The organism is Geodermatophilus sp. SYSU D01106 (assembly GCF_054049995.1).
On sequence record NZ_JBJGYM010000011.1, the window covers coordinates 130,367 to 151,337 of the forward strand.

The 20,971-nt window shown below is 76.6% G+C and carries 21 protein-coding genes; 11 read left to right on the plus strand and 10 right to left on the minus strand.

The annotated features are described in order from the left end of the window. Positions 1–63: 63 nt before the first annotated feature. From katG to ACI78R_RS13715, 3 genes are read right to left on the minus strand one after another with little or no spacing between them, the layout of a single operon-like run. A complete protein-coding gene (gene katG, locus ACI78R_RS13705) occupies positions 64–2,340 on the minus strand; it encodes a catalase/peroxidase HPI (RefSeq protein WP_083628565.1) in 2,277 nt (758 codons plus the stop codon). Further along, positions 2,337–2,801, minus strand: a complete 465-nt coding sequence (locus tag ACI78R_RS13710) for a Fur family transcriptional regulator (RefSeq protein WP_457041118.1) — start codon at positions 2,799–2,801, stop codon at positions 2,337–2,339. Before ACI78R_RS13710 ends, katG begins: the two co-directional genes overlap by 4 nt. A 31-nt stretch (positions 2,802–2,832) precedes the next feature. Then, complete coding sequence (locus ACI78R_RS13715) at positions 2,833–3,333, minus strand: VanZ family protein (protein ID WP_457041119.1); 501 nt, start codon at positions 3,331–3,333, stop codon at positions 2,833–2,835. Positions 3,334–3,549: 216 nt separating this feature from the next. Here ACI78R_RS13715 and ACI78R_RS13720 point away from each other — a divergent pair, with 216 nt between their 5' ends. Continuing rightward, on the plus strand, positions 3,550–4,707 hold the full coding sequence (locus ACI78R_RS13720) for a 3-deoxy-7-phosphoheptulonate synthase (RefSeq protein ID WP_457041120.1): 1,158 nt from the start codon (positions 3,550–3,552) through the stop codon (positions 4,705–4,707). 6 nt (positions 4,708–4,713) lie between these two features. On the opposite strand, the gene ACI78R_RS13725 is transcribed toward ACI78R_RS13720, so the two are convergent. After that, complete coding sequence (locus ACI78R_RS13725) at positions 4,714–5,598, minus strand: alpha/beta fold hydrolase (protein WP_457041121.1); 885 nt, start codon at positions 5,596–5,598, stop codon at positions 4,714–4,716. Between the two features lie 34 nt (positions 5,599–5,632). Between ACI78R_RS13725 and ACI78R_RS13730 the strand changes: the two genes are divergently transcribed. After that, on the plus strand, positions 5,633–7,552 hold the full coding sequence (locus ACI78R_RS13730) for a BTAD domain-containing putative transcriptional regulator (protein WP_457041122.1): 1,920 nt from the start codon (positions 5,633–5,635) through the stop codon (positions 7,550–7,552). 15 nt (positions 7,553–7,567) lie between these two features. On the opposite strand, the gene ACI78R_RS13735 is transcribed toward ACI78R_RS13730, so the two are convergent. Continuing rightward, positions 7,568–7,771 carry a zinc-ribbon domain-containing protein gene (locus ACI78R_RS13735; protein ID WP_073420226.1) on the minus strand — a complete coding sequence of 68 codons (204 nt, stop codon included), beginning with the start codon at positions 7,769–7,771 and terminating at the stop codon, positions 7,568–7,570. Positions 7,772–7,825: 54 nt separating this feature from the next. On the opposite strand from ACI78R_RS13735, the gene ACI78R_RS13740 reads away from it, so the two are divergent. From ACI78R_RS13740 to ACI78R_RS13760, 5 genes are all read left to right on the plus strand, one after another. Next, positions 7,826–8,797, plus strand: a complete 972-nt coding sequence (locus ACI78R_RS13740) for a patatin-like phospholipase family protein (protein ID WP_073420225.1) — start codon at positions 7,826–7,828, stop codon at positions 8,795–8,797. An 85-nt stretch (positions 8,798–8,882) separates the two neighbouring features. Continuing rightward, a complete protein-coding gene (gene fabG / locus ACI78R_RS13745) occupies positions 8,883–9,587 on the plus strand; it encodes a 3-oxoacyl-[acyl-carrier-protein] reductase (protein ID WP_073420760.1) in 705 nt (234 codons plus the stop codon). Then, complete coding sequence (gene fabI, locus ACI78R_RS13750; protein ID WP_457041123.1) at positions 9,587–10,360, plus strand: enoyl-ACP reductase FabI; 774 nt, start codon at positions 9,587–9,589, stop codon at positions 10,358–10,360. Before fabG ends, fabI begins: the two co-directional genes overlap by 1 nt. A 55-nt stretch (positions 10,361–10,415) precedes the next feature. After that, complete coding sequence (locus tag ACI78R_RS13755; protein WP_457041124.1) at positions 10,416–11,537, plus strand: ferrochelatase; 1,122 nt, start codon at positions 10,416–10,418, stop codon at positions 11,535–11,537. Positions 11,538–11,605: 68 nt separating this feature from the next. Beyond that, a complete protein-coding gene (locus tag ACI78R_RS13760) occupies positions 11,606–12,469 on the plus strand; it encodes a class I SAM-dependent methyltransferase (protein WP_073420223.1) in 864 nt (287 codons plus the stop codon). Here the strand turns inward: ACI78R_RS13760 and ACI78R_RS13765 are convergent. Next, positions 12,450–13,103, minus strand: a complete 654-nt coding sequence (locus tag ACI78R_RS13765) for a hemerythrin domain-containing protein (protein WP_457041125.1) — start codon at positions 13,101–13,103, stop codon at positions 12,450–12,452. The genes ACI78R_RS13760 and ACI78R_RS13765 overlap by 20 nt on opposite strands. 40 nt (positions 13,104–13,143) lie before the next feature. After that, the gene (locus tag ACI78R_RS13770; RefSeq protein ID WP_457041126.1) at positions 13,144–13,881 is read right to left on the minus strand and encodes a hypothetical protein; all 738 of its coding nucleotides are present in this window, start codon (positions 13,879–13,881) and stop codon (positions 13,144–13,146) included. 113 nt (positions 13,882–13,994) lie between these two features. Here ACI78R_RS13770 and ACI78R_RS13775 point away from each other — a divergent pair, with 113 nt between their 5' ends. Next, positions 13,995–14,426 carry an NfeD family protein gene (locus ACI78R_RS13775; RefSeq protein WP_073420758.1) on the plus strand — a complete coding sequence of 144 codons (432 nt, stop codon included), beginning with the start codon at positions 13,995–13,997 and terminating at the stop codon, positions 14,424–14,426. Positions 14,427–14,502: 76 nt separating this feature from the next. Further along, positions 14,503–15,684, plus strand: coding sequence for an SPFH domain-containing protein (locus ACI78R_RS13780; RefSeq protein ID WP_457041127.1), 1,182 nt, complete (start codon positions 14,503–14,505; stop codon positions 15,682–15,684). Between the two features lie 32 nt (positions 15,685–15,716). On the opposite strand, the gene ACI78R_RS13785 is transcribed toward ACI78R_RS13780, so the two are convergent. After that, positions 15,717–16,670, minus strand: coding sequence for an RNA polymerase sigma factor SigF (locus ACI78R_RS13785; protein WP_457041128.1), 954 nt, complete (start codon positions 16,668–16,670; stop codon positions 15,717–15,719). Continuing rightward, on the minus strand, positions 16,667–17,113 hold the full coding sequence (locus ACI78R_RS13790; protein WP_457041129.1) for an ATP-binding protein: 447 nt from the start codon (positions 17,111–17,113) through the stop codon (positions 16,667–16,669). Before ACI78R_RS13790 ends, ACI78R_RS13785 begins: the two co-directional genes overlap by 4 nt. A gap of 342 nt (positions 17,114–17,455) precedes the next feature. On the opposite strand from ACI78R_RS13790, the gene ACI78R_RS13795 reads away from it, so the two are divergent. Both ACI78R_RS13795 and ACI78R_RS13800 read left to right on the plus strand, forming a co-directional pair. Further along, the gene (locus ACI78R_RS13795; protein ID WP_457041130.1) at positions 17,456–19,267 is read left to right on the plus strand and encodes a SpoIIE family protein phosphatase; all 1,812 of its coding nucleotides are present in this window, start codon (positions 17,456–17,458) and stop codon (positions 19,265–19,267) included. Between the two features lie 47 nt (positions 19,268–19,314). Further along, entirely contained in the window at positions 19,315–20,325 is a 1,011-nt protein-coding gene (locus ACI78R_RS13800) for a DNA topoisomerase IB (protein ID WP_457041131.1), read from the plus strand. A gap of 162 nt (positions 20,326–20,487) precedes the next feature. Here the strand turns inward: ACI78R_RS13800 and ACI78R_RS13805 are convergent, their stop codons facing one another. Then, positions 20,488–20,886, minus strand: coding sequence for an STAS domain-containing protein (locus tag ACI78R_RS13805; protein ID WP_073420756.1), 399 nt, complete (start codon positions 20,884–20,886; stop codon positions 20,488–20,490). Positions 20,887–20,971 lie beyond the last annotated feature (85 nt).

A 20,971-nucleotide genomic window follows, 5' to 3' on the forward strand; every position in this document is an offset into this window, starting at 1 on the left:
CGGACGCACGGGTGCCCCGGCCCGCGCGCACGCGGACCGGGGCACCCGGAGGGGGAGGAGCGACTACCGCAGGTCGAAGCGGTCGAGCTCCATGACCTTCGTCCACGCGGCGACGAAGTCGCGCACGAACAGCTCCGCCGCGTCGTCGGAGGAGTAGACCTCGACGATGCCGCGCAGGATCGAGTTCGAGCCGAACACGAGGTCGGCCGCGGTGGCGGTGCGCACGACGGCGCCCTCGGCGTCGAGCGCCTCGTAGACGTCCTCGGAGTCGGCCGACGTCCGCCACTGCACGCCCAGGTCGAGCAGGGTGCGGAAGAAGTCCTGCGACAGGACGCCGACCCGCTCGGTGAACACGCCGTGCCGCGTGCCGCCGCTGTTCGCGCCGAGCACGCGCAGGCCGCCGACCAGCGTCGTCATCTCCTTGGCCGACAGGTCGAGCATGAAGGCCTTGTCGACGAGCATCGTCTCCGGGGCCAGCTTGCTGCCCGGCTTGACCCAGTTGCGGAACCCGTCGGCGCGCGGCTCGAGCCACTTCATGCCGTCGGTGTCGGTGGTCTCCTGGGTCGCGTCGGTGCGGCCCGGCGAGAACGGCACGGTCACCGGCACGCCGGCGTCCGCCGCGGCCTTCTCCACGGCCGCGGACCCGCCGAGGACGACGAGGTCGGCGAAGGAGACCCGCTTGCCGGTCTCGCGCTCGAACTCCTCCTTGACCCGCTCGATCACCGGGATGACGTCGGCGACGCCGTCGTTCACGGCCCAGCCGACCTGCGGCTCCAGCCGCAGCCGGCCGCCGTTGGCGCCGCCGCGCTTGTCGGTCTTGCGGTACGACGACGCCGCCGCCCACGCGGTGTGCACGAGCTGCGGGACCGTCAGGCCCGAGGCCAGCAGGCGGGCCTTGAGGTCGGCGATCTCCGCCTCGCCGACCAGCTCGTGGTCGACGGCGGGCACCGGGTCCTGCCAGAGCAGGTCCTCGGCCGGCACGTCCGGGCCGAGGTAGCGGCTCTTGGGGCCCATGTCGCGGTGCAGCAGCTTGAACCAGGCCCGCGCGTACTGGTCGGCGAAGTACTCCGGGTCGGCGTGGAAGCGCTCGGAGATCGCGCGGAACTCCGGGTCCTTGATCAGCGCCATGTCGGCCGTCGTCATCATCGGCGGGTTCTTCTTGCCCGCGATGTGCGCGTCGGGCACGAGCTCCTGCGCCTCGGGGTTGCTCGGCTGCCACTGCTTGGCGCCGGCCGGGCTGCGGGTCAGCTCCCAGTCGTAGCCGAACAGCATGTCGAAGTAGCCGTTGTCCCACTGGGTGGGGTTGGGGGTCCAGGCGCCCTCGAGACCGCTGGTGATCGTGTCGGCGCCCTTGCCGGTGCCGTTCTGGTTGATCCAGCCCAGGCCGTTGCCGTGCACCGGGCAGCCCTCGGGCTCCGGGCCGACCAGCGAGGGGTCACCGCCGCCGTGCGTCTTGCCGAAGGTGTGGCCGCCGGCGATGAGCGCGACGGTCTCCTCGCTGTTCATGCCCATCCGGCTGAAGGTGACGCGGATGTCGTGCGCCGAGGCGACCGGGTCCGCGCTGCCCTTCGGACCCTCGGGGTTGACGTAGATCAGGCCCATGGTGACGGCGGCGAGGTTGCCCGCCTCGAGGTCGAGCGGGTCGTCGCCGGCGTAGCGCTCGTCGCCGAGCCAGGTGTCCTCCGGGCCCCAGAAGACCTCGTCGGGCTGCCACTTGTCCTCGCGGCCGAAGGCGAAGCCGAAGGTGGGCAGGCCCATGTCGTCGTGGGCCACGTTGCCGGCGAGCACCAGCAGGTCGGCCCAGGACAGGCGGCGCCCGTACTTCTGCTTGACCGGCAGCAGCAGGCGGCGGGCCTTGTCGAGGTTGGCGTTGTCCGGCCAGCTGTTGAGCGGGGCGAAGCGCTGCCCGCCCTCGCCGCCGCCACCGCGGCCGTCGGCCATGCGGTACGTGCCGGCGGCGTGCCACGACATGCGGATGAACAGCGGGCCGTAGTGGCCCCAGTCGGCCGGCCACCAGTCCTGCGAGGTGCGCATGACCTCGACGAGGTCGCGCTTGACCGCCTCGACGTCGAGCTTCGCGAACTCGGCCTTGTAGTCCAGGCCGGCGAGCGGGTCGGAGTCCGGCGAGGTCTTGGTCAGCACCGTGAGGTCGACCTGGTTGGGCCACCAGTCGCGGTTGCTGCGCGGGCGGTGGCCGGTCTCGTTGACCGGCGAGGGGATGACCGGGTTCTGGCTCTCGCTGGCCGGGCTCTCGGTCTCGTACGTGCCGACCGGGCTGGTCGTGGTGTCGTACGGCTTGGGCTCGTTGACGCCCGCGGTGTCCTCGGGACTGGTGCTCACGGCGTACCTCTCTGTGCTCGGGGATCGGGCAGGTCGGCCGGGGTCGTCGCGCAGGACCGGCAGCGGCCCCAGTAGAAGACCTCGGCGGAGTCGACGAGGAAGCCCCCGCCGACCGGGGGAGTGAGGCAGAGGACGTCGCCGGTGGCGCCGTCCACGTCGGTGATGGCGCCGCAGGACCGGCAGACCAGGTGGTGGTGGTCGTCGCCCACCCGCGCCTCGTAGCGCGCGAGCGAGCCCTGCGGCTGGATGCGCCGCACGAGGCCGCGCTCGGTGAGGACGGCGAGGACGTCGTAGACCGCCTGGTGCGACACCGCGCCGAGCCGGGCGCGGGCGGCGGCGATCAGCGTCTCGGTGTCGACGTGCGGGTGCGCGTGCACGGCGTCGAGCACGGCCAGGCGGGGGCGGGTGACCCGCAGGCCCGCCGAGCGCAGCACGCGTTCGAGCTCCGCGGCGTCCGGCACGGCGCCATCCTCACGGCTTTCCTTGAACGAGTCAAGAACGCCCACGGGACCGCCGGGCGGCCAGCGCGGTCGTGCCCGCGGCCAGGGCGGCGGCCAGCGCCGCCCCGGCGGCGTTCATCGCGAGGTCGTTCGTGTCGCACGAACGGCCGAGCGCCGGGAGCGCGGCCTGCACCGCCTCGACGGCGGCCGACGCCCCCACCGCGGCGAGCAGCACCGCCACCGGACGCCGGGTGGCCAGCGCGGCGAAGAAGACCGCCGGGACGAACAGCGCGACGTTGGCGAGGAGCTCGACGCTGCCCGGGGACGGCAGGGAGAGCTGCACCGCGCACGTCTCGAACGCGCGCCGCGGGGTGGGCGTCAGCGTCAGCGCGACCACCGGGAGCAGGCCCAGCAGCGCCAGCGCCCCCGGCGTGCGGCGGTCGTGCGGCCGGCGGCGCAGCAGCAGCCACCCGGTGCCGGTGCAGCCGGCGAGCACCAGGAGCAGCGCCACCGGCACCAGCGCCGCGTGCTCGACCAGGGACGTCGTGACCATCGCGACCGCGGACGGTAGGGCGGCGGGCCCGCTCCGCCCGGGAGCCCGGCCGGGACGCGCCGCGCATGTGGTTGGCTCGACGGCTGCACCGACCGACCCGGCCGCGCTCCCCGCGCGGCGCAGCCGCACCGCCCGAGGAGCCCCCCGATCCCCGCTGACCAGATCCTGGCCGAGGCGACGCGGGTCGCCGACCTGCTGCTCGACGTCCAGACCCGCGTGAACGCCCAGATCGACGCCACGCTCGCCGAGCTGTTGCCCGGCGTGCAGCGCCAGGTCGGCGTCGGGCCGGAGGACGCCGCCGACGTCACCGGCCTGGTCAACGCGCGGATCACCGGCCTGAGCGTCGTCGTCACCCCGGCCGCGGTGGCCGCCGTCGTGCCGCTGACCGCGGCGTCCGCGGCGACGACGGCGGCCGGCCGGCGGGCGATGACCGACGTCGTCACCGGCGCCGACGACCGGCTCGCCGTCATCGCCGGCCCGTGCTCGATCCACGACCCCGCCGCCGCGCTGGAGTACGCCGGCTTCCTCGCCCGCATGCGCGAGCGGCACGGCGCCGACCTCGAGATCGTCATGCGCACCTACACCGAGAAGCCGCGCACCGAGGTCGACTGGAAGGGCTTTGCCTACGACCCGTTCCTCGACGGGTCGAGCCGGATCAGCGTCGGCCTGGTCGCCACCCGCATGCTCATGGGCGCGATCACCGGCCTCGGCGTCCCGGTGGCCGCCGAGCCGCTCAACGCGCTCACCCCGCAGTACGTCAACGGCCTGGTCACCTACAACGGCGTCGGGGCGCGCAACGTCACCGACCAGACCGCGCGCGAGCGGGTGTCGGGGTTCTCCTCCGTCGTCGGGTTCAAGAACTCGCCGGAGGGCAGCGTCGACTCGGCCATCTCCGCGGTGCTCACCGCCCGCGCCCCGCACGAGTTCCTCGGCGTCGACTCCCACGGGGTGTCCGCGCAGCTGTCGACGACGGGCAACGACACCGGCCACGTCATCCTGCGCGGCACCGCCGACGGCCCCAACCACTCCGCCGAGCACGTCGCCGACACCCGGCGCCGCCTGGCCGCGCGCGGGCTGCCCGAGGTGCTCGTCGTCGACGCCTCGCACGGCAACAGCCGCAAGGACCACCGCCGCCAGCCCGCCGTCGTCACCGACCTCGCCGGCCAGGTCGCCGGCGGGGAGCGGGCGATCCGCGGCGTGATGATCGAGAGCTTCCTGGCCGAGGGCCGCCAGGACCTCGACCAGGCCCACCCCGAGCGGCTCGAGTACGGCGTGAGCGTCACCGACTCCTGCGTCGACCTGCCCACCACCGAGGCGCTGCTCGACGAGCTGGCCGCCGCCGCCCGCGCCCGGCGGGCCGCGACGGCCGGCTGAGCCGGGTCAGCGCGCGAGCAGGTCGCGCAGCGCCCCGACGACGACGTCCGGCGCCTCCTCGGCCATGAAGTGGCCGGCCGCGACGGTGCGGTGGTCGAGGTCGGGCGCCCACGCCCGCCACAGCGCCGCCGCGTCGAAGCCGAGCGCGGCGCCCCAGTCCTGCTGCAGCACGGTCACCGGCATGGTCAGCCGGCGGCCGGCCGCGCGGTCGGCGGCGTCGTGCTCGAGGTCGACGCCGGCGCTGGCCCGGTAGTCGGCCACGATCGAGGGCACCCGCTCCCGCGAGGCGCGCAGGTACTCGGCGCGCACGTCGGCGGGGAACAGATCCTCCCGGCCCCAGCCGTCGAGGAACGAGCCGAAGAACGCGTCGGCGGTGGCGGTGATCATCGCCTCGGGCAGGCCGGGGGGCTGGGCCATCAGGTAGAGGTGCCAGGCCACCGACGCCCGCACGCCGGAGAGGATGTCCCAGGAGTCGAGGGTCGGCAGCACGTCGAGGGAGCACAGGTGGGTCACGGCGTCGGGGGAGTCCAGGCCCGCGCGCACCGCCACCAGCGCGCCGCGGTCGTGGCCGGCCAGGGCGAACCGCTCGTGGCCCAGCGCGCGGGCGGCGGCCACGACGTCGGCGGCCATCGTGCGCGCGCTGTAGGTGTCCGGGCCGGTGACCCCGGGGGCGTCGCTGGCGCCGTAGCCGCGCAGGTCGGGGCAGAGGACGGTGTGGTCGGCGGCCAGCGCGGGGGCCACGAGCCGCCACATGAGCGAGGTCTGCGGGAAGCCGTGCAGCAGCACCAGCGCGGGGCCGCTGCCGAGCACGGCGACCGACAGCTCGACGCCGTCGGTGCCGGGGACGCGGGTGCGGGTGCAGCCGGGGATGTCGGGGGTCATGGGGGTCATGGCGGCCACCCTCGGCGCGGCCGATGAGCGATCGATGAGCGCGACATCGATGAGCGCGACGAGGATCGGCGTGCTCGGGCCCGTCGAGGCCCGGGACGCCGACGGCCGGCCGCTGCCCCTGGGCGGGCCGCGGCACCGCGAGCTGCTGGCCCGCCTCGTGGTCGCCCGCGGCCGCGTCGTCCCGGTGCCGGTGCTCGTCGACGACCTGTGGGACGTCCCGCCCGACGGCGCGGTCGCCGCCGTGCGCACCTTCGTCGCGGCGCTGCGCCGCGCCCTGGAGCCCGACCGCCCCCCGCGCACGCCGGCCCGGATCCTGGTCACCGAGGGCCCCGGCTACGCGCTGCGCGGCGTCGCCGTGGACGCCGAGGACGTCGAGCGCACGCTCGCGGGCCCCGCGGACCTGCCCGCGCTGGAGGCGGTGCTGGCCGCCTGGCGCGGCCCGGCGCTCGCCGACGTCGGCGACCGGCCGTGGGCGGCGCCCGACCGCGCCCGGTGGGCCGAGCTGCACGCCACCGCCGTCGAGCGGTCGGCCGCCGCCCTGCTCGACCTCGACCGCCCGGCCGACGCCGTCGCGCGGCTGGACGCGCACGTCACCGGCTCGCCGTGGCGGGAGGAGGGCTGGCGGCTGCTCGCGCTGGCCCTCTACCGCGCCGGCCGGGCGCCCGACGCCCTCGCCGTGCTGCGCCGCGCCCGCGCCCGACTGGCCGGCGAGCTCGGCCTCGACCCGGGGCGCCGGCTCGCCGACCTGGAGGCCCGGGTGCTGCGGCGCGACCCGGCGCTGGACCGGCGGGCCGAGGACACCGTGTGGGCGCGGGCCGCCCGCAGCTGGGAGGGCGCCGTCGCGCCGGGCTCCCGGGCGCGGCTGGAGACGTCGGTGACGCTGCTGCGCGCGCTCGCCGTCAGCGGCGCGGCCGGGCTCACCGCCGCCCGCGAGCAGCGCCTGGCCACGGTCGCCGCGGCCGAGGAGACCGGCGACCCGCTGCTGGTCGCCCGCGTCGTCGGGAGCTTCGACGTCCCCTCGGTGTGGCCGCGCTCCGACGACCCGGAGGGCTCGGACCGGCTCGTCGCCGCGGCGGAGCGGGCGCTGCGCCGGCTGCCGGAGGACGCCCCCGCCCCGCTGCGCGCCCGGCTGCTCACCACGGTCGCGGTGGAGTCCCGCGGGCTGCCCGGCGACCGCGGGCCGGCCGCCGCCCGCGCCGCCGAGCAGATCGCCCGCGCGACCGGCGACCCCGCGCTGCTCGCCTCCGCGCTCGGGGCGGTCTACCTGCACACCTGCGACCGCGCGGGGCTCGCCGCCGTCCGCGACGCGACCGGCGCGGAGGTGGTGGCGCTCGCGGAGCGGGCGGGCCTCGACGACGCCCTCGTCCTCGGCCACCTCGTGCGGCTGCAGGCCCGCACCGCGCTCGGCGACCTCGACGGCGCCGCCGGGCACGCCGCGGTCCTCGACGCTCTCGCCGTCGCCGGGGAGCGGCCGCTGGCCGCGGTGTTCACCGGCGCGTGGCGGGCGCTGCGGGACGTGGCCGGCGGCGGCCCGGAGGACGCGCTGCGCGCCGCCCTGGAGCGGGTGGCCGGCTCCGGGATGCCCGGGGTGGCCGCCGGCCTGGTGCCGCTGGCGCTGACCTGCCTGCGGGTCGCCCGCGGCGAGCTAGCGCGCGAGGAGGGCGACGCCGGCCCGTACGCGCCCTGGGTGCGGCCGCACGTGCTGCTCGCGGAGGGCCGCGACGCCGAGGCCGCCGAGGCGGTCGCGGTGCTGCGCGGGCTGCCCGGCCCGCCGCCCGGGCTGCTGCTCGAGGCGCTGTGGGTGCTCGCCGGGCGGGCCGCCGTCGCGACCGGCGACCGGGACCTGGCCGCGCGGGCGGTGGCGGCGCTGCGGCCGGCCGCGGGCGAGCTCGCCGCCGGGAGCGGTCTGCTCACCGCCGGGCCGGTCGCGGAGACGCTGGCGCTGCTCGGCTGAGCCCGGTCCGGCGGCTCAGACCTGCACGGCGGTGCCGCAGACCCCGCAGACCTCCAGCGTCTCCCGCCGCCACCGCGCGACCGGCACGAAGAACAGCGAGAACTGGCGGAACTGCCGGATGCGCGTCCACTGCGTCGTGTTGCCGCAGCGCGGGCAGGTGCGGACCTCGCCCGGCCCGAGGACCTTCTGCTTGGTGCCGAACCCGAAGAGGAGGAACATCCCGCCAGCGTAGGGACGGGACGGCGGGCCGGCCGTGCGTGCGACCCTGCTCCCGTGGCGCGGGTGGGGCTGGTGCTGGGCGGGGGCGGCGTGGTCGGGCAGGCGTACCACGCGGGGGTGCTGGCGGTGCTGCAGCACGACGCGGGGTGGGACGCCCGCACCGCCGACGTCGTCGTGGGCACCTCCGCCGGCTCGATCACCGGCACCCTGCTGCGCGCCGGGGTCTCCCCGGAGGACCTCGCGGCCTGGACGGTGAAGGCGCCGCTGTCCGGCGAGGACGGCGTGCTGCGCACCATCGCCAGCGCCGAGGTCCCCGAGCTCGCGCCGTTCCGCCCGCTCGACGTGCTGCGCCGGCCGATGCGGCTGCCCGGGCCGCCGCTGGTCGCCCGCGCGCTGGCCCGCCCGTGGCGCTTCCGCCCGCTGGCCGCCGGCATGACCCTGCTCGCGCCCGGCCGGCACGACGTCGTGGCCCAGCTCGGCGCGCTCCGCGAGGTCGAGGGCCCGGACTGGCCCGAGTCCCTGTGGATCACCGCGGTGCGCCGCCGCGACGGCCGCCGCGTCGTCTTCGGCCGGCCCGGGTCGCCGCCCGCGCCGGTGCACCTCGCCGTCGCCGCCTCCTGCGCGGTGCCCGGCTACTTCGCCCCGGTGCAGATCGGCCGGCACGCCTACGTCGACGGCGGCGTGCACTCGGCCACCAACGCGGCGGTGCTGCGCGGCACCGGCGTCGACGTCGTCGTGGTCGTCGCGCCCATGAGCGGCTCGCCCGGGTGGCGGCAGGACCTCGCCGCCGCCATGCGCCGCTACGCCCAGCGGCAGCTCGTGCGGGAGGTGCGGGCGCTGGAGGCCGCCGGGATCCGCACGGTCGTGTTCACCCCCGGCGCGGCCGAGCAGGAGGTCATGGGCGCGGACATGATGGCGCGCGAGCGCCTCGACGAGGTGCTGCAGCAGTCGTTCCTGCGGGCCGGGGAGCACGCCGCCTCCCCGGAGGTGGCGGGGCTGCTGCGGCGGGCGGCCGGCCGGGACTGACCGGCGCTCCCCGTCCGGCCGGGTGTGACCGGCGTCCAGCGACTAGGTTCGTCCCCTGGACAGGACGTCGGCGCAGGGGGTGCACGTGGGCAGGTCGGTGCTGGTGACCGGCGGCAACCGGGGGATCGGGCTGGCCATCGCCCGCTCCTTCGCCGAGCAGGGCGACTCCGTGGCGGTCACCCACCGCGGCAGCGGCGCCCCCGACGGGCTGTTCGGCGTGCAGTGCGACGTCACCGACACCGAGGCCGTCGACCGGGCCTTCACCGAGGTCGAGGAGCACCAGGGCCCCGTCGAGGTGCTCGTGAGCAACGCCGGGATCACCCGCGACGGCCTGCTCATGCGCATGAAGGAGGACGACTTCGCCGACGTCCTCGACGCCAACCTGACCGCCGCCTACCGCGTCACGAAGCGCGCGGTGCCGAAGATGGTGCGCGCCCGGTCGGGGCGGATCGTCTTCATCAGCTCGGTGGTCGGGCTGCTCGGCTCGGCCGGCCAGACGAACTACGCGGCGAGCAAGGCCGGCCTCGTGGGCCTCGCCCGCTCGATCGCCCGCGAGCTCGGCAGCCGCAACGTCACCGCGAACGTCGTCGCGCCCGGCTTCGTGCGCACCGACATGACCGCGGAGCTGCCCGAGAAGCGGCAGCAGGAGATCCTCGGGCAGGTGCCGCTGGGCCGGTACGCCGAGGCCGACGAGATCGCCGCCGTCGTCCGCTTCCTCGCGAGCGACGCGGCCGGATACGTCACCGGGGCGGTCGTCCCGGTCGACGGCGGACTGGGGATGGGGCACTGATGAGCGGGATCCTCGAGGGCAAGCAGGTCCTCGTCACCGGCGTGCTGACCGAGGCGTCGATCGCCTTCGCCACCGCGCGGATCGCCCAGGAGCAGGGCGCCACCGTCGTGCTGTCGAACTTCGGCCGCGCGCTGTCGCTGTGCCAGCGGATCGCCAAGCGGCTGCCCCAGGAGGCGGCCGTCGTCGAGCTCGACGTGACGGATCCCGAGCACCTGGCGTCCCTGGCCGGCCGGCTGCGCGAGGCCGGCCTCGACCGCCTCGACGGCGTCGTGCACTCCATCGGCTTCGCGCCGCAGGAGGCGATGGGGGAGGGCTTCCCCGAGGTCGCCTGGGAGCACGCGGCGACCGCGTTCCAGGTGTCGTCGTGGTCCTACGCCTCGCTCACCCAGGCCTGCCGGCCGCTGCTGGCCGACCCGTCCTCGGTCGTCGGGCTCACCTTCGACGCCTCGGTGGCGTGGCCGGTCTACGGCTGGATGGGCGCGGCCAAGGCGGCGCTGGAGTCGGTCAGCCGCTACGTGGCCCGCGAGCTCGGCCCCGACGGCGTGCGCTCGAACATCGTCGCCGCGGGCCCGCTGCGCAGCATGGCCATGAAGTCCATCCCGGGCAGCGCCCAGTTCGAGGAGGCGTGGGAGGGCCGCGCGCCGCTGGGCTGGTCGGTCACCGACACCGAGCCCGCCGGCAAGGCCGTCGTCGCGCTGCTCTCGGACTGGTTCCCCGCCACCACCGGCGAGATCGTGCACGTCGACGGCGGCTTCCACGCCGTGGGCGTGTGACGGGTCCCACCGTCCGTCCCGCATCCGCGCCTCCCGGCGCACAGGAAGAGAGCACGTGCCCCGCGCGACCGTCGACCTGCACCCCGGCCAGCGACCCGACGAGGACCCCTCGCTCGCCGTCCGCAACAACGGGGGCGCCCAGCCCTCCGTCACCCCCGCACCGCCCGGCCGCCGCGAGGCGCTGCTGGTCCTGTCCTTCGGCGGCCCCCGCGGCCACGACGACGTCATGCCGTTCCTGGAGAACGTCACCCGCGGCCGCGGCGTCCCGCGCGAGCGGCTGCTCGACGTCGCCGAGCACTACCACCACTTCGGCGGCGTCAGCCCGATCAACGAGCAGAACCAGGCGCTGGTCGCCGCCGTCGAGGCCGACCTCGCCGCGAACGGCGTCGACCTGCCCGTCTACTGGGGCAACCGCAACTGGGACCCCTACGTCGAGGACGTCTGGCAGCAGATGACCGACGACGGCATCGAGCACGTGTACGTGCTGGCCACGTCGGCCTACGCCTCGTACTCCGGCTGCCGGCAGTACCACGAGGACGTCGCCCGGGCCCGGATCGCCACCGGCGGGGGCCCGACGGCGGAGAAGCTGCCGCACTACTTCGACGGCGCCGGGTTCGTGCGCGCCAACGCCGACGCGCTGGCCGCCGCGCTCGCGGAGCTGCCCGAGGAGCACCGCGCCACCGCGCGGCTCGTGGCCACCGCGCACTCCATCCCCGACGCGATGGCCGCCGTCGCCGGCCCCGACGGGCACGCCTACGAGCACGAGCTCACGGCCGCCGCGCGCGCCGTCGTCGACGCCGTCGAGCCGGGGCGGGCCTTCGACCTCGTCTGGCAGTCGCGCAGCGGCCCGCCGTCGGTGCCGTGGCTGGAGCCCGACGTCAACGACCACCTGCGCGCGCTGCACGAGAACGGCGAGACGGCGGTCGTGCTGTTCCCCGTCGGCTTCGTCAGCGACCACCTCGAGGTGATCTGGGACCTCGACAACGAGGCGAAGGAGACCGCCGAGGAGCTCGGGCTGGTGTTCGTCCGGGCCGGCACGGCCGGCACCCACCCGGCGTTCGTGGCGATGGTCCGCGAGCTGCTGCAGGAGCGGCGCGCCGGCGGCGAGCCGCGGCTGGGCACCGACTGCCCGGCCTCCTGCTGCTTCGTCCAGCGCCCGGCGGCCCGCCCCGCCTGACCCGTTGACGGGGCCCGGCCCCCGGGAGGACCGTCGGTCCACCGGGGGCCGGACGAGGACGGTGGGCCATGACCCCTGACCCGGTCGGCGGGCGGACGGTCGACGTCGCGCCCGCCAACGCCGCGCAGCTGGGCGCCTGGGACGGCGCCCAGGGCGCGTTCTGGGCCGCGCAGGCCGACCGCTTCGACCGGGCGGTGGCCCGCTACGACGCCGCCTTCCTCGCCGCGGCGGAGCTCCGCCCGGGCGACCGGGTGCTCGACGTCGGCTGCGGCACCGGCGCCACCACCCGGGCGGCCGCGCGCGTCACCGGCTCCGCGCTCGGTGTGGACCTGTCCGCGGCGATGCTCGAGGTGGCCCGGCGGCGGGCGGCCGAGGAGGGCCTCGACGGCGCCCGGTTCGAGCAGGCCGACGCCCAGGTGGCGGCCTTCCCGCCGGCGTCCTTCGACGTGGCAGTCAGCCGCACCGGCGCGATGTTCTTCGCCGACCCGGTGGCCGCGCTGGCCAACGTCGGCCGCGCGCTGGTGCCCGGCGGCCGGCTGGTCCTGCTGGTGTGGCAGGCGCTGGAGGCCAACGAGTGGATGACCGAGATCCTCGGCGCGCTCGCCGCGGGGCGCCCGCTGCCCGCGCCGCCACCCGGTGCGCCGGGGCCGTTCTCCCTCGCCGACCCCGCCCGCGTCCGGCGGGTGCTGGCCGACGCGGGTCACGCTCAGGTGGAGGTCGAGGGTCTGGCCGAGCCGGAGTGGTTCGGCGCCGACGCCGACGACGCGGTCACCTTCGTCCTCGGCCTGGCCGGCTGGATGCTCGACGGCCTCGACGACGCCGCGCGCGAGGGGGCGGTCGCCGACCTGCGCCGCCGTATGGCGGCGCACGCGGGACCGGACGGCGTGGAGCTCGGCTCGGCCGCCTGGCTGGTCACCGCGCGCCGGGCGTGACCGCCTCCCGCCACACCGGCGCCACCGTGCGGGTGTAGCGGCGGCCGAACACGCGCGACAGCACGCCGGTCACCGGCGCCGGCACGGTGGCCCGCAGCGCCGCCCGGTCGCCGTCGCTGATCCCGTCGGTCAGCCAGGCGAAGAACGAGCCCGCGTCGGCGGGGGAGCGGTGCCGCAGCCGCCCGGTGACCGCCCGCCACTCGGCCGTCCCCTCGTGCCCGTGCAGCAGCGGCTCGAGCTCCTGCTCCTCGTGGTCGAGGTGGGCGCCGACCACCTCGCGGGTGCGCCCGACGCTCGCCCGGGCCGCGGCGGCGTCGGCCGCCGACCCGGTGCGGGCGAGCGCGGCCAGCGCGTCGCCGGTCTGCGCCAGGGCGGCCGACATCGCGGCGTGCTCGTCCTCCATCTCGGCGAGCAGGTCGGGGGCCACGCCGGTGCCGGCGAGGAAGGGCCAGACGTGGGCGTCCTCGCCCTCGTGGTGGTGGGTGAGCTCGCGGCGCAGGTTGGCGAAGGCCCGCCCGAGCCGGGCCGCGCGGTCCCGGTCGCCGTCGGACCAGACCTCCAGCGCGGCGGTCAGCCGGTCGAGGTCGCGGCGGACCGCGTTGTGGATCAGGCCGTTCATCGTCGGCGCCGTCATGCCCGCGCACCGTAGCGCCGGGACGGCCGCCGGCGGGCGCTCAGGAGCGCGGGACGGCGTTGTACGCGGCGACGGTGGCCTCGCGGACGGCGTCGGCCAGCGGGCGCAGCGCGTCGTCGCGGGCGGCGGCCTGGCCGGAGGTGACCGCGCCGCCCGGGGTGTCGGCCATCGCGAGGTCCAGCACCCGCGACAGCCGCTGCGCGCGGGCCAGCACCGACAGCGCGAGCGGGTCGGTGTCCGGCGGCAGGCCCGGCGCCCGCGCGCCGGCCAGGCCGCTCAGCAGCGCCGGCACCTCGGGGTGCCAGCGGGCGAGGTCGAGCCGGGCGAGGGTGCGGGCGGCGTCGCCGACGGCGAGGTCCAGCGCCCCGGAAACCGCGCGCAGCGAGCCCTCCACCGGCGGGGGCGCCGGCGCGACGCCGGCCAGGTCGACCGCCGTCCAGGACACCACCTCCGGGCCGGCCGCCTCGGGCACCAGTGCCACCCGGTCGCCCACCGCCGCCTGCCGGGCCTCGAGCGCGAGCGGCGCCAGGCCGGGCGCCGGCGGCAGCCCGCGGACGTCGCCGGGCACCGGCAGCACCAGCCGGACGCGCCGCTCGCCGAGGCCGCGCAGGGCGGTGAGCGCCCAGCCGAGCGGCACCGTGCCCGGTGACCCCGGCATCCCGGTGACCTGGTGGGCGCGGTCGTCGGCCAGCGCGTCCAGCGCTTCGTCGGTGGAGGTGCGGCCGGTCAGCCACGCGGTCGCCCAGACCGCGAACCGGCCCGCGAGGAGCTCGTGCACGCCGCGAGGCTACGTGGCGGGGACCCGTGGCGCGGCCGGGGAGCGCGGCCGGGTGGCGCGGCTCCCGCGTGCGGGCCGCCGACGGCGTCCCCGTCGTCTGGGAGACTGGGGGCATGGCTGCCTGGGTGCTCTGGCTGGTCGCGGCGGGCCTGCTGGCCGCCGGTGAGATCGCCGGTGGTGCGCTGGTCCTGCTGATGCTCGCCGGCGGTGCGCTGGGCGGTGCCGTCGCCGCGCTGGCCGGCGCGTCCGTGCCGTTCCAGCTGGTGGCGTTCCTGGGGCTGTCGGCGTTCCTGCTGGCCAGCGTCCGGCCGGTGGCGCGGGCGCACCTGGAGCGGGCGCCGGCCCACCGCGACGGCGTCCAGGCCCTGGTGGGCCGCACCGCCGTCGTCACCCGGGTGGTCGGTCGCTCCAGTGGCCGCATCCAGGTGGGCGCCGACGAGTGGACCGCCCGCAGCGAGTTCGACGACACCTACCCCGTCGGCACGACGGTGCGGATCCTGCAGGTCGAGGGCGCCACCGCGATCGTCGGCGAGGAGATCGGGTAGCGGCCGGACCGGGTGGCGCCGCCGCGCCGCTGACCAGCAGGATCGCCGTAGGGACCACCGACCCGGGAGGACGCCCGTGAGTGCCGCGCTGATCGTGCTGGTCGTCGCCGTCGTGCTGTTCGTGCTCGTCGCCGCCAAGAGCGTGACGATCGTGCCGCAGGCCCAGGCCAAGGTGGTGGAGCGCCTCGGTCGTTACAGCCGCACGCTCTCCCCGGGCCTGTCGCTGCTCGTGCCCTTCGTCGACCGGGTACGGGCCACCATCGACCTGCGCGAGCAGGTGGTGTCCTTCCCGCCGCAGCCGGTGATCACCGCCGACAACCTGCAGGTCGGCATCGACACCGTCGTCTACTTCCAGGTCACCGACCCGCGGCTGGCCGTGTACGGCATCGCGAACTACATCACCGGCATGGAGCAGCTGACCACGACGACGCTGCGCAACGTCGTCGGCGGGCTCAACCTCGAGGGCGCGCTCACCGGCCGCGACGGCATCAACAGCCAGCTGCGCGAGGTCCTCGACGGCACCACCGGCCCGTGGGGGCTGCGGGTGGCGCGGGTGGAGATCAAGGCCATCGACCCGCCGCCGTCGATCCAGGACTCCATGGAGAAGCAGATGCGCGCCGACCGCGACAAGCGGGCGATCATCCTGCAGGCCGAGGGCGCCCGGCAGTCGGCGATCACGACGGCGGAGGGGCAGAAGGCCTCGGCGATCCTGTCGGCCGAGGGCCGCAAGCAGGCGGCGATCCTCGAGGCGGAGGCCGAGCGGCAGAGCCGCATCCTGCGGGCCGAGGGCGACCGCGCCGCGCTGTACCTGCAGGCGCAGGGGCAGGCCAAGTCGATCGAGACGGTGTTCCAGGCGATCCACGACGGCAAGCCCGACCAGGGACTGCTGGCCTACCAGTACCTGCAGACGCTGCCGCGGATCGCGCAGGGCGACGCGAACAAGATGTGGATCGTCCCGAGCGAGTTCACCAAGGCGCTCGAGGGCCTGTCCCGCCTCGGCGGCGGCGACGGCGAGAGCCGCTCGTTCCTCGACGTCCCGCCGTCGGGGGACGGGACGCCGGCCGCGCCGATGGACACCAGCGGCTGGTTCGAGTCGAGCCTGCCCCCGGCCGCCGAGCAGCCCGAGGCGCGCATCGAGATGAGCAGCATCGCCGACGCGGGGCCGGCGGTGCCCTCCCCGCAGCGGCCGCCGACGTCCGACCTCGCCCGCGCGGCCGTGTGGGGGGTGGGGGCCGGGGCCGGTCAGCCGCCGGCCTGAGGGGGGGGGCGCCCCCGGGGGCCCCCCCCACCTCAGTCCTTGAGCAGCCCCTCGCGCAGCTTGGCCAGGGTCTGGCTGAGCAGCCGGGAGACGTGCATCTGCGAGATGCCGATGTCGGCGGCGATCTGCGACTGGGTCATGTTGCCGAAGAACCGCAGGATGAGGATGCGCCGCTCGCGGGCCGGGATGGTGGCCAGCAGGGGCTGCAGCGACTCGCGGTACTCGACGCCCTCGAGCGCCGCGTCCTCCTCGCCGAGGGTGGCCGCCAGCGTGGGGGAGTCGTCCTCGCCGGAGAGCCGCTCGTCCAGCGAGCTGCTGCGGTAGGCGTTGGCCACCGCCAGCCCCTCGAGGACCTCCTCGCGCGGGATGCCCAGGTGCTCGGCCAGCTCCGACGGCGTGGGCGCGCGGCCGTTCTTCTGCGCGAGCTCGCCGACGGCGGAGTTCAGCGACAGGTGCAGCTCCTGCAGCCGGCGCGGCACCCGCACCGACCAGCCCTGGTCGCGGAAGTGCCGCTTGATCTCACCGGTGATCGTGGGCACCGCGAAGGAGAGGAACTCCACGCCGCGGTTCGGGTCGAACCGGTCGATCGCGGCGATGAGGCCCAGCGTGCCCACCTGCAGCAGGTCGTCGAAGGGCTCGCCGCGGTTGCTGAACCGGCGGGCGAAGTGCCGCACGAGGGGCAGGTGCTCCTCGACCAGGATCTCGCGCAGCCGCTCCCGCCGTGGGTCGTCCTTCTCCAGCGTCGCCAGCTCGGCGAACAGCGGGGCGGTGCGCTCGGCCCGGCGGCGGTTGTCCGACACCGGGGGGCTGTCGGACTCCGCGGTCAGCCGGTCGGTGGCCGGGGTGGCGCTGACCGCCTCCCCGCTGTCGGTCGTGTCCCCGGAGGAGGACGCGTCCTCGGGTGAGGTCGCGTCCTCGGCGGGGGTCGCGTCGTCGTGCAGTGGGTCCTCCTCGACGGCCCGGCTGCTGGCGGCCGCCGACGTCACGGAGCGACCGTGACGTCGCTGCTCAGGTCACGGTCGAGCCGGCCGACGGGGTCGCCCGGTCGCTGCCCGGGCAGGTACTTGTCCATGGAGATGACGGCGACGGCGGCGTCGCTGCCGTCGCCGGCCGGGACGGTCGCCTGGGTGGCGGGGCGGCCCTCGACGTTGTCGGCGAGGGTCTGCAGCACCGTCCAGCCGAAGCCGTCGCGGGGCACGTCGGTGCCGTCGGCGGTGGGCACCCACGCGTCGATGTGCAGGCCGCTGCGGGTGGTCTCGAAGACCACGGTCAGGGGCGCGTCGCCGAGGGCGATCGAGGCGAGGGTCGCGCAGGCCTCGTCGACGGCCAGGCGCAGGTCCTCGACCGAGTCGAGGTCGTAGTCCATGCGGATGGCCAGGTCACCGGCCATCGCCCGCACCGCGGGGAGCTGGGTCGGCGTGCTCGGCACGCGCAGTTCCAGTCGTTCGGCGCGCCGCCCGTCCTGGGCGAGGGCACTCCTCGAGTCCGCCATCCGTCGTCTGCTCCTCATCGTCCGCCTCGGCCGCCCGCCCGCCGGAGGCGGGACGACGGCGACCGGCTCCAGTCTGCCCGCCGGGGTGCCCCCGGCGCCGGGCGGGGCGCGGGCGCGGGCCCGGCTCTGCCGCCAGCAGGGTGGGCTACCCCGGGTTGCGCCCCGGCAAACGCCGCCCGGGGCGGGGGTGCGCGCGGTTGCCGGGCCCCCGCTCCTGTTGTCGACTTGTCCCGGATGAACGCCAGCCAGGGGAGCGCGCCGCCGGGGCCCCGTCCCGTCGTGGACGAGGGCCCGGCGGCATTGGTCGCGGCGCTGGAGGACGCGCCGTCGGCGCTGTGGTTCGTGACCGGACCGGAGCAGCACACCGTGTGGGCCAACGCCCGCGCCCGCGAGCTCGGCCCCGCCCCCGACGACCTGCCCGTGGTGGGCGGCCGCCCCGTCGCCGAGATCGTGGCCAGCGTCCTGCGCACCGGCCGGCCGGAGACGCTCAGCGGCTCCCTCGTGCACGGCGGCCCGCCGGTGACGGTGTCGGTGCGCCCGCTGGCGGCCGGTGGCGACGCCGGCGCGGTGCTCGTCGTCGAGGGCGGGGACGGCGCCGCGCCGCTGCCCGGCGACGGCGAGACCCCGCCCGACGTGGTCGCGGAGGCCCAGCACTCGCTGCTGCCGCCGTCGCTGCCGCTGCTGCCCGACGTCCGGCTGTCCGGCAGCTACCATCCCGCCACCTCCGAGCGGGCCGCCGGCGGCGACTGGTACGACGTCGTCCCCCTCGGCCACGGCCGGCTCGCCCTGGTCATCGGCGACGCCGTCGGCTCCGGGGTCCCGGCGGCCGCGGCGATGAGCCGGCTGCGCGGGGCCATGCGCTCCAGCGCGCTGCGCGACCCCGCCCCGGCCGCGGTGCTCGCGGCCCTCGACGACTTCGCCGCCCAGATGGACGACGTCCAGGGCGCCTCGGTCTTCTACGCCGTCCTGGACGTCGCGACCGGCGGGCTGTCGTTCGCCGCCGCCGGGCACCCCGCGCCGCTGCTGGTGCACGCCGACGGCAGCACGGGCTACCTGCCGGTCACCGCCCGCCCGCCGCTGGGCACCCTGCCGGGCGCCGCCACCCCGGTCGCCCGCGCGGAGCTCGAGCCCGGCGCCACCCTCGTCCTCTACTCCGACGGCGCCGTCGCCGCGCCCGGCCCGCCGCCCTCGGAGGGGCTCGGCCGGCTCACCGAGGTGGCCCGCGCCGCGCTCGCCGACCCCGACGCGCTCGACGCCGAGGCGGTGGCGGGGCTCGCCGCGCGCATCGCCGGCGGGCTGCTCACCGGCGACGGCCGCCCCGACGACGTCGCCGTCCTGGTGGCCCACCGCCGGGCGCGGTCGGTGGAGCCGCTGCGCCTGGACCTCACCGCCGTCCCCGCGGCGCTGCCGGCCGTCCGCCGCCGGCTGTCGGCCTGGCTCACCACCCTCGGCATGGGCGAGCAGGACCGGGTCGGGGTGATGGTGGCCGTGGGGGAGGCCTGCGCCAACGCCGCCGAGCACGCCTACCGCGGCACGGAGCCCGGGCCGATGCGGGTGACGGCGGCGGTCGACGTCGACGGCGTCCTCACCGTCACCGTCCACGACGAGGGCACCTGGCGCCCGCCGGACCGCGACCCCGGCGATCGCGGCCGCGGGCTGCTGATCATGCGCCAGCTCGTCGACGGCATGGTCGTGCGCGGCGAGCACGGCACCACCGTCACGCTGCGCACCCGGCTGCGGCAGACGCCCGACGAGGAGCCCGAGCACCCGGCGGGCGGCACCGACGCGAGCATCGTCGTCGACCGGGAGGGCGAGGGCCCGGTGGTGCGGGCGGCCGGCGACGTCGACATGGTCAGCGCCGAGCAGCTGCGCATCCGCCTGCTCGAGGCCAGCCACGGCGGCACCGTCCGGGTCGAGCTCGACCTCGGCGAGGTCACCCTCTTCAGCAGCGCCGCGGTGCGGGTGGTGCTCGCCGTGGCCGCCATCGCGGAGGCCGAGGGCTGGCGGCTGGTCGTGCACGCCCCCGCCGGCGGCGTGACCCGGCACATCCTCGAGGTCAGCGGACTGGAGCGGCTGGTCGAGCTGCGCTGACGGGTGGCGCCCGTTTACGGGGCCGCCCCGGTGCCCATCCACGCAGGGTGAGACTCCGGCGCAGCGACGTGCACGGCCCCGGCTGGACCCGGCGGCGTGCCGGCCGCGGCTTCTCCTACCGCGACCAGACCGGCGCGCTGATCCGCGACGCCGACCGGCTCGAGCGGATCAAGGGCATCGCCATCCCGCCCGCCTGGCAGGACGTCTGGATCTGCCCGTGGCCCAACGGGCACATCCAGGCCACCGGCCTCGACGCCGCCGGGCGGCGGCAGTACCGCTACCACGACGCCTGGCGGGCCCGCCGCGACGCCGAGAAGCACGAGCGGGTGCTGGCCATCGCCTCCGAGCTGCCCGACGTCCGCGAGCGGGTGGCCGCCGCGCTGCGCACCCGCGGTCCCAACCGCGAGCGCGTCCTCGCCTGCGCGCTGCGGCTGCTCGACCTCGGCACCTTCCGCATCGGCAGCGAGGAGTACGCCGAGGAGAACGGCACCTACGGGCTGGCCACGCTGCGCCGGGAGCACGTCACGGTGCGCGGCGAGCGCACCTACTTCCGCTACACCGCCAAGGGCAGCATCGAGCGGGAGGTCGAGATCACCGACCGCCCGACGGCGACCGTCGTCCGGCAGCTGCTCGAGCGGCCCGACGACACCGGCGACGAGCTGCTGGCCTACCAGCTCGAGGACGGCACCTGGCGCGACGTCACCAGCGACGAGATCAACGCCTACCTCAAGGAGGTCAGCGGAGCGGAGATCACCGCCAAGGACTTCCGGACGTGGAACGCCACGGTGATGATGGCCGCCGCGCTCGCCGAGCAGCCGGCGCCGAAGAACAAGACGGTGCGCAACAAGACGATCCGCGAGGCCTACGTGCGGGTGTCCGAGCACCTCGGCAACACGCCCGCGGTCTGCAAGGCCAGCTACGTGGACCCGCGGGTGGTCGACCGGTACGAGCACGGCGAGACGGTGGCCGCGGCGCTGGCCGAGCTGGCCGACTCCGAGGGCACCCGCGACACCCAGAAGGTGCTCGAGCAGGCGGTGTGTCGCCTCCTGTCCGCTTAGTCGGCCCCCTGCAGGGGCCCGCCGCGAGCGTGCGAGCGGTGGGGGGCAGGGGGTCCTTCCGGCGTCTCCTGTCCGCCTGACCCGGCCGACCGGGTCCGGAACGACGCGAGGCCCCGCCGGAGCGGGGCCTCGCAGGGTGGTACGGGGTCGTGCGGGCGCAGGTCAGCGGGCGCTGCTGTCCACGATCGTGAACAGGTCGATCAGGCCGGTGACCTCCAGCGGGCGGGTGACCGCCCGGGTGGTGGCGACCAGGCGCAGCTCGACCTCGCGGGCGCGCGCCGACTTCTGCGTCTCGACGAGGACGGCCAGCCCGGCGGAGCCGAGGAACTGGACGCCGGACAGGTCGATGACCAGCTCGCGGGGCTGCTGCTCGAGCTGGGTGTCCAGCGAGGAGCGCAGCACCGGGGCGGTGAAGGTGTCGACCTCGCCGACGACCGTCACCGTGACCGCGCCGTCCTCACCGGTGGAGGTCGAGAGCGTGATCACGTCGTCGAAGGGTGCCTCCGTGCCCTCGTTCGACACGTCGTGCTGCCCCCCGGCGGGCAGGTCGGATGCGGTCACGGACACAGCTCCTCTCAGTGGCCACGCCGATCGGGGCGGCCACCGGTCAATCTACCGCCGCGCGGGCCGGGGGTGTCGTCGCCCC

Bases quoted from the DNA above. Each gene is read 5' to 3' on its own strand.
- ACI78R_RS13775 (WP_073420758.1), top strand. From the start codon at position 13,995: ATGGCTGCCTGGGTGCTCTGGCTGGTCGCGGCGGGCCTGCTGGCCGCC.
- ACI78R_RS13715 (WP_457041119.1), bottom strand. From the start codon at position 3,333: ATGGTCACGACGTCCCTGGTCGAGCACGCGGCGCTGGTGCCGGTGGCG.
- ACI78R_RS13765 (WP_457041125.1), bottom strand. From the start codon at position 13,103: ATGACGGCGCCGACGATGAACGGCCTGATCCACAACGCGGTCCGCCGC.
- ACI78R_RS13730 (WP_457041122.1), top strand. From the start codon at position 5,633: ATGAGCGCGACATCGATGAGCGCGACGAGGATCGGCGTGCTCGGGCCC.
- fabI (WP_457041123.1), top strand. From the start codon at position 9,587: ATGAGCGGGATCCTCGAGGGCAAGCAGGTCCTCGTCACCGGCGTGCTG.
- ACI78R_RS13725 (WP_457041121.1), bottom strand. From the start codon at position 5,598: ATGACCCCCATGACCCCCGACATCCCCGGCTGCACCCGCACCCGCGTC.
- ACI78R_RS13735 (WP_073420226.1), bottom strand. From the start codon at position 7,771: ATGTTCCTCCTCTTCGGGTTCGGCACCAAGCAGAAGGTCCTCGGGCCG.
- ACI78R_RS13760 (WP_073420223.1), top strand. From the start codon at position 11,606: ATGACCCCTGACCCGGTCGGCGGGCGGACGGTCGACGTCGCGCCCGCC.